This is a genomic window from Mesorhizobium sp. M1322, from assembly GCF_040318085.1.
Lineage (GTDB): Bacteria > Pseudomonadota > Alphaproteobacteria > Rhizobiales > Rhizobiaceae > Mesorhizobium.
In genome coordinates this window covers 75,202-84,078 of sequence record NZ_JAMYLP010000020.1, presented here as the reverse complement: position 1 = coordinate 84,078, position 8,877 = coordinate 75,202, and the positions used below count along the sequence as shown (strand labels likewise).

Below are 8,877 nucleotides of genomic sequence, written 5' to 3'. Positions count from 1 at the left end.
CCCGAGATCTACACTTAAGTATTCGTCGGCTGCGTCAGAGGTTTATAATAGACAGTTCGATGGCCGTGCAGAGGATGTGCCTTTCTAGATGCCGGGCGGCTATAGTGCCGACCGGCGTCATCACGTCCGCTTCTGGCAGACCGATGCGACCGGAGACGATGGCCGGCCGCTCTGGCTGGGGTCGGCAAGCTTCGATCGTGGCGTCGGCCTCAGCCACGACACCGGCGCGATCACCCACCATATCGGTCCCGACATCGACGCCGAGCGCGGCTTCCTGATCCACGACCTTTCTGCCGCAGGCATGCTGATCTCGACCAGCGAGATATCAGGCATCGGTGCGACAAAGACCGGGCGCAATGGCGGCGGCGATCGCTATTTCACCGACGGCAAGGCGGTGGTGGGCGTGCTGCTGCAATTGCCGTAGGCGCAAGACGATCGGCCGGCTTTCCGGCTCATCGTCGCCCTGATCGAGCATTTTTCGTCGCCACCATGGGATGCCGTGTGAGATGGTTGCTCCCGCCGCCACGAAAAATGACGGCCATCTATTTTCGAAGACCGCGCCGCAATGCTATTGACCTCGCATGCTCTATGCTGAAATCGCTATCGTGGTCGTCCTCATCTGCGTGAACGGCCTTCTGGCAATGTCCGAACTTGCCATCGTCTCGTCACGGCCGGCCCGCCTCAAGGCGATGATCGACCGCCACGTCAAGGGCGCCGGCCGGGCCTTGGCGCTCGGCGCCAATCCCGGCAAATTCCTGTCGTCGGTACAGATCGGCATCACCCTGGTCGGCGTTCTGTCCGGCGCTTTTTCCGGCGCCACGCTCGGCGATCGGCTGTCCGTATTCCTGGCATCGACCGGTATTCGGGAAAGTCTTGCCGATCCGATCGGCGTCGGCATCGTCGTCGCCCTCATCACCTATTTCTCGCTGATCATCGGCGAACTGGTGCCCAAGCAGATCGCGCTGCGCGATCCCGAACGCGTCGCCGCCAGGGTTGCTCCGGCGATGACCATCCTCGCCACCGTCTCGGCGCCGCTGGTCTTCCTGCTCGACATTTCCGGCCGCTTCATGCTTTGGCTGCTTGGTCAACGCGGTGAAAGCGAGGAGAAGGTCACCGACGAGGAGATCAAGATGCTGGTCGCCGAGGCCGAGCATCACGGCACCATCGAATCCGACGAGCGGCGTATGATCGCTGGCGTCATGCGGCTCGGCGACCGCGCCGTCCGCGCGGTGATGACGCCGCGCACCGAGGTCGACTGGATCAACCTGCAGTCCGATGACGCGGCAACCCGCAAGCTCTTGATGGAGACCCAGCATTCGCGCCTGCCAGCCGGCGATGGCAGTGTCGACGCCATGATCGGCGTCGTCCAGACCCGCGACGTGCTGGCCGCCATGCTTGGCGGTCGCGCGCTCGACCCGCGCCGGCACGTGCGCACCGCTCCCATCGTCCATGACCAGGCCGACGCGCTGGATGTCCTTTCGACACTGAGGGAATCCAACGTACCGATGGCGCTGGTCCATGACGAATACGGCCATTTCGAAGGCATCGTCACCCCAGCGGACATACTGGAAGCCATCACCGGCGTCTTCCGGGCGGACCTCGACGCCGGCGACGAGGAAAACGCCGTCAAACGCGAGGACGGCTCATGGTTGCTCGCCGGCTACATGCAGGCAGACGAGATGGCGGACGTGCTCGGCATCGACCTGCCCGAGAATCGCGACTACGAGACTGTCGCAGGTTACGTGCTGTCGCACCTGCACCATCTGCCGACGACCGGCGAATGCGTGGATGCGCAGGGCGGGCGCTTCGAGGTCGTCGACCTCGACGGCCGCCGCATCGACAAGCTCATCGCCACGCGCCTGCCCGGCGGCCATCGCGAAATCGTGCGGTAAGTTAACACGATGTCTGGGCCGTTCGAGGGTCCACTTTGACCCAAAGCAGACCCTTATTCTGAAAATGTGGACGGCAGCGACGGCGCAGCCTCAGTTCCAAGTGTGAAGGCAGGCTCTCCAAGATCCATCGCCTTGGCGCCGGAAGATCGTGACGACAGTTCCCTCATAGCGTTGCGTTTTGCCGCCTTCGCCCAAAGCGTTGGCCGACCATTTCCCTGTTGCATAGGCAATGTCACCGACACCCAGCGCATCGATCATCTCGATGCGATGATCTTTCACTCCAGCCGAGATCAATCCATTCCAGAAGTCTTTGATTGCGCTCGTTCCCCTGACGACTGCGTGAGTGGATGGCAACACGACCGCGTCCTGTGTATATAGTGCAGCTACTGCGCCAGCATTGCCGCTATTGAAGGCCGAATTCCAGCCCTCGTTCGCCCGCTGAATTTCGTCGCTGATATTCTCAGTTGATTGTGTCATGGCGTTCTCCTTGTTTATCGCCTTCTCAATCAATTCCCGGCCCGAAGGCCTTCATTCGTTGTTGCGAGCGTCTGTGCAGCTTGCAGGTCAGGCAACGTCAGGCCCTCAGTAAACCCGGAATAAATCAGTGCGAGCTGCTCGCGCGCGCCAGGCGCGGGACAGTCGGCTCGCACGAGGCTCAGTGCAGCACGCAGTTCCCAGAAACGCGCGCCCTGAGCCCGGGCTGTCGCCAGTGCGTCTAAGAGGCGATCCCTCGAACATCCGCTTTTGTCCTCCCCAAGTTGCAGCAGTACTTCTCCTTGCAGACGCAGTATTTCGGCCGCAAACCAACGCTCTTTAGTGCGCTCAATCCCTGCTTGCGCTGCTTCGAGCAGAAGGAGTGCAGCACCATGATCGCCGGCTCTGACCTCGATTTGCGCCTGAAGGGCAATGAAATAAGGAACCATGAATTCGGCGCCGGTTACGCGCCACTCGGTAAGACCTCGTTGGAGTCCGAGACGGCCACGATCGAAATCACCCGCCTCGGCGTCTGTCCAAGCGCTTAAGATCGTGGCGCCGGCAAGCCAGAAGCGAAATCCGGCTTCGCTGGCAACGCGGGTTAATTCTGTGCACCGCTCCTGGACGCCTTCGTGATCGCCAATGATCTGTCGGATGACGCCGCCGAAGAATAGTGGCAGAGCCAGGCTATTGCGATGACCCACACGATGCGCTTCGGCAACCGCCTCGTTGTTGGCCGCCAGAGCCTGATCGGGAAACCCAAGCGGCAGTAATGTGCGGGCGAGATAGTCCAGGCACACGACGCGCGGATCGAAGGCGTAAACAAACGCCGGCGATCTGTGCGCTCGGGGGTCGTAAAGGGCAAGCGCCTCCTCCAGATGTATCCGGGCGCGGGAGAACTCGCCGGCAGGCAACGCGCTGACGCCGGCGGCCCGATGAGCAAAGAAGGCAAGCCCGATATCGTTGTTAGCTTCCGCCAATTCAAGCAGGCGGTCTGCTGCGCTACGTGCTTGCGCCAATTCGGCAGCATAGAGGTGGTAAAGGCACAGGCCGTACAGCACCGGAAAGAGCTGACGCGTCTCGCCCAGCTCTTCACAGAGTTCGCGCGCCCGACCATAGGCCTCCGCTGTCGGAGGCGCGGCGAAGCCGTGTGCCGCAACATGCGTGCTGCCGAGCGCCAGCCGGATTGAAAGTTCTCTCCGCGAACGTTCTTCGGACGGGGGCATCGCCGAAAGCCCGCTTAAGGCGTTGTCGAATCGGGCGAGCGCCTCCGTCAGGACCGACCGCGAAAGCGCTCGGCGCCCGGCCAGTTCGTTGTACTCGACAGCCTTTTCCAAAAGACCCGCCTGACCAAAGTGGTGAGCAAGCAGTTCGGGCTCCGTCGCTACGATTTCGGGGAAGCGCTCCTCGAGAATTAAGGCGATCCGAGCATGCAGCTGCTGCCGGCGGCTGTGCAGCAGACTGCTGTAGGCCGCATCCTGCACAAGTGCATGTTTGAAGGCATAGCTCGCTTGACTGTCACTGCCACGGCGGAAAACAAGGCCCGACGTGACTAGCTGGTTCGTTGCGCGCTCAAGTTCTAGTTCAGGAAGGCCCGTGGCTGCGGCAAGCAGCTCATGCGTGAACTCGCGCCCGATCACTGCTGCGACCTGCGCCACGTCCCTGATAGAATCCAAACGGTCGAGGCGGGCCATCAGCGAGTCGTGGAGCGTCGCGGGAACCGCCAGCGGAGGCAGCGGGCCAGCCAGAACCAGCTCTCCATCGCGCATTTGAAGCAGGCCAGATTCAAGGACGACCTTGGTCAGTTCTTCGACAAACAGCGGAACGCCCTCGGTCTTGGACAGAACCTGGTCCAGCACTTCGGCCGGCAACTGCTTGCCCCCTGTCATCGACGCAATGATAGAGGCCGCCTGGGCGCGGCTGAGCCGATTGAGCGTCAAAAAGGTCGCGTGCGGGAGACCACTCCAGCGGACTGCGCCTTCCGGTCGCGACGTTGCAATCAGCAGTACAGGTAGTTGCTGAATCCGGCCTGCGATTTGGTCGAATAGCTCGGCCGAGGTCGGATCCAGAAAATGCGCGTCCTCAAGCAGCATCAGCACTGGTTGGCTGCGGGCAAGAGCCTCTAGTTGCTCGATCAGCAACTCGAACGTGCGCGTCTTCTGTTTTTGCGCCATAAGATCGACCTTGGGATAGCGCCCCTCAGTCGGGATGGACAGCAATGCGGCGATCAGCGGTATTGCCTCGTTTGGGTACTTGGTCGAACCGGCGAGAAGTTGCTCGAGACAGTCAAGCTGACGGTCGGGCGGGTCGGTCCGCCTTATGTCCCCGGCTCGGAGTAACTGATCCGTGACAGGATAAAGGGCGGTTTCTACGTGATAGGGAGAGCAGTAGTAGCGCAGTCGCGTGTGTGCCTCGTCTTTCAAGTGCTCCCGCAGCTCTTGCAGAATACGGGACTTGCCAATGCCAGCCTCGCCGAACAGCTCGACTACTTGTCCTTCACCGGACGCCGCGAGCCGCCACCGGTCGAGCAGCAAAGCGATATCGTGTTCGCGCCCGGCAAGCGGCGCAGATTCGTCTGCATGAAGTGCTTCGAACCGACTCTCTGCGCGGCCCTCTCCAATCACTTTGAATGCGCTGACGGGCGTGTCGAACCCTGCTAGCTTCTGTGGCCGAATGCTGGTCACCTCGAACAGGTTTCCGATAAGTCGATAGGTAAGCTCAGAGATGACTACCGTTCCCGGCTCAGCGATGGCCTGGAGCCGCGCGGCAAGATTGGGAGTCTCTCCCACGACCGCGTTCTCCTGCGCTGACCCGATGCCAATGAGGTCACCTACGACCACCACCCCGGTCGCGATCCCGACCCGAACTGAGAGTTGCTGACCGCCCTTGACGGACAGACCGTTGACAGCGCCCACGACCGCAAGCGCCGCCCGGACGGCGCGTTCGGCTTCGTCTTCGTGCGCCTGCGGCCAACCGAAATAGGCCAACGCACCGTCGCCCATGAGCTTCGCGACGTGCCCCTCGAAGCGAAGGACTTCGCCAGCTATGGTATTCTGGAACTGCCTCAGGAGGTCGCGCATCTCCTCGGGGTCAAGCCGCGTCGCGAGCGCCGTAGACCCAACGAGATCCACAAACATGACCGTCAGTTGCCGCCGTTCCGCCTCCCGGGGGCGTCCAGGTTCGCCGAACCGCTCAACCGAAGCCGACATCAGAGTTCGTGAGGCCGAAGCCGGCTTCGCCGACACTACCTCCGGCTGGCCTTCCATCGCCGCAATCGCCTCAAGTATTCGCTTGCGGTGGCCAAGCGCGCCAACCCCAATTTCTTTCAGGTCTTCGGCGGTGAGGCGGGGCAGGATTTCGGCATCGATTGCGTTGTCGTCGAAAACCGGAACATATTGCTCCAGGCCCAAGCTCTTGAGCCAAACTGCAATATTCATTTGGCCCCTCACGGCCATCGAACCTCCTTCGGCGGGGAACGAGTTTATCATAATGACATTGCGATAACACGCTTCTTCGCCCATCCACGGAGGCTGGCGCGACGTGCACGAGCCCTCTTCGAGCAGGACCAAAAGGTCGGAGGGAAATAGTTCTAGTTGGTTAGCGGTCCTTGGCCCAACCCTTCGGAAATGGCGGATTCGCGGCTGTAGCGAGCGCTACGTTAAGCATCGGAATTTATTGAGGATTGGAGCAGTGATCACGAACGCGCACGGGGCCGCTACCGTGACCGCTATGACGATGATTAATATCATTGCTCAACTCCGCCGGAGACATAAGTGTGACTTGGGTGAATCAAAAAAGGGGCGACGCAAGCGCCGCCCCGGAATCCTTGGGAGGATTGTTCTGGTCTGCGGTTCAGGCCGCCTTGACTTCTTCGGCTACGGCGTCGGCCTGACGCGCCGCCTTCAGCACTTTGGCCCACCATGCAACGTCGTTGACCAGCGCGGTTGCCGCCTGGTTCAGGTGCTCGAGATCTTCGAGCTTCTTTTCACCTTGCCTGACGGCGAGGAAATCGGCCCAGGCGATATGGACGGCGGACTTGACCGGCGCCATCTGCAGCTCGACAGCATGCAACCTCAGCTGCTCGACGGCACGGGCGCCACCGACGCTGCCATAGCCGACGAAACCGGCCGGCTTCTTGTTCCATTCATTGGCGGCGTAGTCGATGGCGTTCTTCAGCACGGCGGTCGGGCCATGATTGTATTCGGCGGCGGTGAAGATGAAGCCGTCGAACTCGGCGACCTTCTTCTGCCAGCGCTTTGCCACTTCATTCTGCGACGGCGCCCAGGCAGAGGATGCGACCTCGTCGAAGAACGGCAGCGGGAAGTCGCGCAGGTCGACCACTTCGACGTCGATGTCGGCATGCGACTTGGCGATCTTGGCGATCCACTGGGTCGGAACGTCGGCAAATCGTGCGGCGCGGGTCGAACCGACGACAATGGCGATTTTGGGTTTGGACATAGAGGGCTCTCCTTCAGGCAAATTTCTGGTATCGTTTAGATACCTGAGCTATATGAGTGACTGCACTCACGAGGCGCAAGGAGGCACCTTTTTGTTACCAAGGCACCCGCACCGCACCGAGGACTGCCGCGCTATCTCGGAAATCCTGCAGCGCGTCGGCGACAAATGGACCGTACTCGTCGTTGGCAAGCTCGGTGACGGGCCACTGCGCTTCAACGAATTGCGCAGCGCCGTGGGCGGCATTTCGCAGAAGATGCTGACCACCACGTTGCGCGGGCTTGAGCGCGACGGCTTCGTCACCCGCACCGTGTTCCCGACCATTCCGCCGCGCGTCGACTATGAACTGACCGACCTTGGCTACGAGCTTCTTGTGCCGGTCGGCGCGCTCGGCGAATGGGCGCGCAAGAACACCGAGCGGGTCAAGGCCGCGCGGGCGAGGTTCGATGGGATTCATGCCTGAAACTGTTGCGCTGCAAGGGTTTGCGCACCGCGCGTAGCGTAGACGAATTCTACGGCTACATCTGCATTCCGGCCCGCATTGACCACCTTGCGGTCGATGGCGCAGCCCGCCCCGTCGCCGCAATTGCTCACGTTCATCGCGCCGCTGTGGCACGTCGTTGCAACGCAGATTCCGCACCTGGTCACTTGCCGCGTGAGGCGCAACTGGCTTCGGCCTCGTCTCGTTTGACCTCGGTTTAGGCGGTCCCGGCCATCAGGCCGAACAAGGCTGCAAGCGCCTGCCAATGCGCCGTTCAGCAATGGTTGACGCACTGTCTTTGCAGCATCCCCCTTTTGGTCGCACCACAGAGACGGCCCAACTCGGGCTGTGGAAATCGAGCCGGTCAGCTTTCCGCCGGAACTGCCTTCGGCTTGCCTTCGCTGTCCAGCGCCACCATGACGAAATCGGCGTGGGTGACCTTCTCCATCAGGTCGGAGAGGTAGCGCTGCGCCCATGCCTCGACCTTGAGCGTCATCGAGGTGCGGCCGACGCGCTCGACATGCGTGTAGATGCACAGCGTGTCGCCGATCTTCATCGCTTTGGCGAACGACATTTCCTTCACCGCCGCCGTCACCACGCGGCCTTTGGCGCGTTCGGCGGCGCGAATGCCGCAGGCCAGATCCATCTGCGCCATCACCCAGCCGCCAAAAATGTCGCCCGCCGCATTGGCGTCCGAAGGCATCGCCAGCGTCCTGAGCGTCAGATCGCCGATCGGCCGTCCGTCCGCGTAATGCACCATGCGCCAAATCCCCTCGATATCGATCTTCTCCCGATCCCGTATCGGGATGGCACGGATGCGTCAACGCGCACTGCCAAGTGCTAAACTGCGCACAGTGAGTTGAGAAAGGCAGCTGACATGAAACTTGCCTCTCGCCCTCTGACATCAGATCTATGGCCCGCGCTCGAGGACCTGTTCAGTGAGAGCGCCGTCTGCAGTCGCTGTTGGTGTATGTACGGGCGTATCGGCAGTTCTTATCGAAAGCGGCCAGGCGAGGAAAACAAGGCTGCGTTCCGGCAAGCCGTCGAGCATGGTCCCTCCCCAGGCGTACTTGCTTTCGACGGCGGTATTGCTGTCGGCTGGTGCCAGGTGACACCGCGCTATGCCGTGCCCTGGCTCGATCGGCTGTGGCAGCTCAAGCGAGTGGATGATGCGCCGGTCTGGTCCTTGTCCTGCCTCTACGTGCGAAAAGGATACCGTCGGCAAGGCATCACATCCCACCTGATCGCAGTGGCTCTGGAAGCTGCACGGCGCGCAAATGCCCCTGCGCTCGAAGCCTATCCCTTCGATGCGAATGTATCGCCGAGCGCTTCCGGCAGTGGATACGCCTCCACCTTCGCTCGCGCCGGGTTCAGGGTCGTCGCTCGCAGGGTGCCAGCCCGCCCGATCATGCGTTATGATTTCAAGCAAAATGCTGATGATGGCGTATGATGCTCCGACCGCTTGTCCTCGAGGCAAAGGCCGCTTCGGGCAGGGCACCGAATGCAAACGAAGTGCCGGTCGCTTTTTTCACAGGCGATGCCGGAAGCTCCGGTGATCGCAGCGGCTTGCGGCGT

Annotated in this window: 7 protein-coding genes and 1 pseudogene; 4 read left to right on the top strand and 4 right to left on the bottom strand. The window is 61.5% G+C overall.

The features are described 5' to 3' along the window. Positions 1 to 424 (top strand): annotated as a pseudogene (locus tag NKH12_RS10745) (LssY C-terminal domain-containing protein); the annotation flags it as partial. Positions 425 to 581: 157 nt separating this feature from the next. Further along, on the top strand, positions 582 to 1,892 hold the full coding sequence (locus NKH12_RS10740; RefSeq protein ID WP_352953078.1) for a hemolysin family protein: 1,311 nt from the start codon (positions 582 to 584) through the stop codon (positions 1,890 to 1,892). A 90-nt stretch (positions 1,893 to 1,982) separates the two neighbouring features. Here NKH12_RS10740 and NKH12_RS10735 read toward each other — a convergent pair whose 3' ends face one another. The 3 genes from NKH12_RS10735 to NKH12_RS10725 form a co-directional block, all read right to left on the bottom strand. Continuing rightward, positions 1,983 to 2,369, bottom strand: a complete 387-nt coding sequence (locus tag NKH12_RS10735; RefSeq protein ID WP_352953077.1) for a YybH family protein — start codon at positions 2,367 to 2,369, stop codon at positions 1,983 to 1,985. 29 nt (positions 2,370 to 2,398) lie between these two features. Continuing rightward, on the bottom strand, positions 2,399 to 5,803 hold the full coding sequence (locus NKH12_RS10730) for an adenylate/guanylate cyclase domain-containing protein (protein WP_352953076.1): 3,405 nt from the start codon (positions 5,801 to 5,803) through the stop codon (positions 2,399 to 2,401). A gap of 415 nt (positions 5,804 to 6,218) precedes the next feature. Continuing rightward, positions 6,219 to 6,824 carry an NADPH-dependent FMN reductase gene (locus NKH12_RS10725; protein WP_352953075.1) on the bottom strand — a complete coding sequence of 202 codons (606 nt, stop codon included), beginning with the start codon at positions 6,822 to 6,824 and terminating at the stop codon, positions 6,219 to 6,221. A gap of 91 nt (positions 6,825 to 6,915) precedes the next feature. Between NKH12_RS10725 and NKH12_RS10720 the strand changes: the two genes are divergently transcribed. Next, positions 6,916 to 7,284, top strand: a complete 369-nt coding sequence (locus tag NKH12_RS10720) for a winged helix-turn-helix transcriptional regulator (protein WP_029350030.1) — start codon at positions 6,916 to 6,918, stop codon at positions 7,282 to 7,284. Between the two features lie 382 nt (positions 7,285 to 7,666). Here the strand turns inward: NKH12_RS10720 and NKH12_RS10715 are convergent, their stop codons facing one another. Then, positions 7,667 to 8,062 carry an acyl-CoA thioesterase gene (locus NKH12_RS10715; RefSeq protein ID WP_123148439.1) on the bottom strand — a complete coding sequence of 132 codons (396 nt, stop codon included), beginning with the start codon at positions 8,060 to 8,062 and terminating at the stop codon, positions 7,667 to 7,669. A gap of 117 nt (positions 8,063 to 8,179) precedes the next feature. On the opposite strand from NKH12_RS10715, the gene NKH12_RS10710 reads away from it, so the two are divergent. Beyond that, entirely contained in the window at positions 8,180 to 8,752 is a 573-nt protein-coding gene (locus NKH12_RS10710; protein WP_352953074.1) for a GNAT family N-acetyltransferase, read from the top strand. The last annotated feature ends 125 nt before the right edge of the window (positions 8,753 to 8,877 follow it).

What these genes read in the sequence shown, in the direction of transcription:
- NKH12_RS10725 (WP_352953075.1), bottom strand. Translation starts at nt 6,824, where the DNA reads ATGTCCAAACCCAAAATCGCCATTGTCGTCGGTTCGACCCGCGCCGCA.
- NKH12_RS10735 (WP_352953077.1), bottom strand. Translation starts at nt 2,369, where the DNA reads ATGACACAATCAACTGAGAATATCAGCGACGAAATTCAGCGGGCGAAC.
- NKH12_RS10740 (WP_352953078.1), top strand. Translation starts at nt 582, where the DNA reads ATGCTCTATGCTGAAATCGCTATCGTGGTCGTCCTCATCTGCGTGAAC.
- NKH12_RS10730 (WP_352953076.1), bottom strand. Translation starts at nt 5,803, where the DNA reads ATGAATATTGCAGTTTGGCTCAAGAGCTTGGGCCTGGAGCAATATGTT.
- NKH12_RS10715 (WP_123148439.1), bottom strand. Translation starts at nt 8,062, where the DNA reads ATGGTGCATTACGCGGACGGACGGCCGATCGGCGATCTGACGCTCAGG.
- NKH12_RS10710 (WP_352953074.1), top strand. Translation starts at nt 8,180, where the DNA reads ATGAAACTTGCCTCTCGCCCTCTGACATCAGATCTATGGCCCGCGCTC.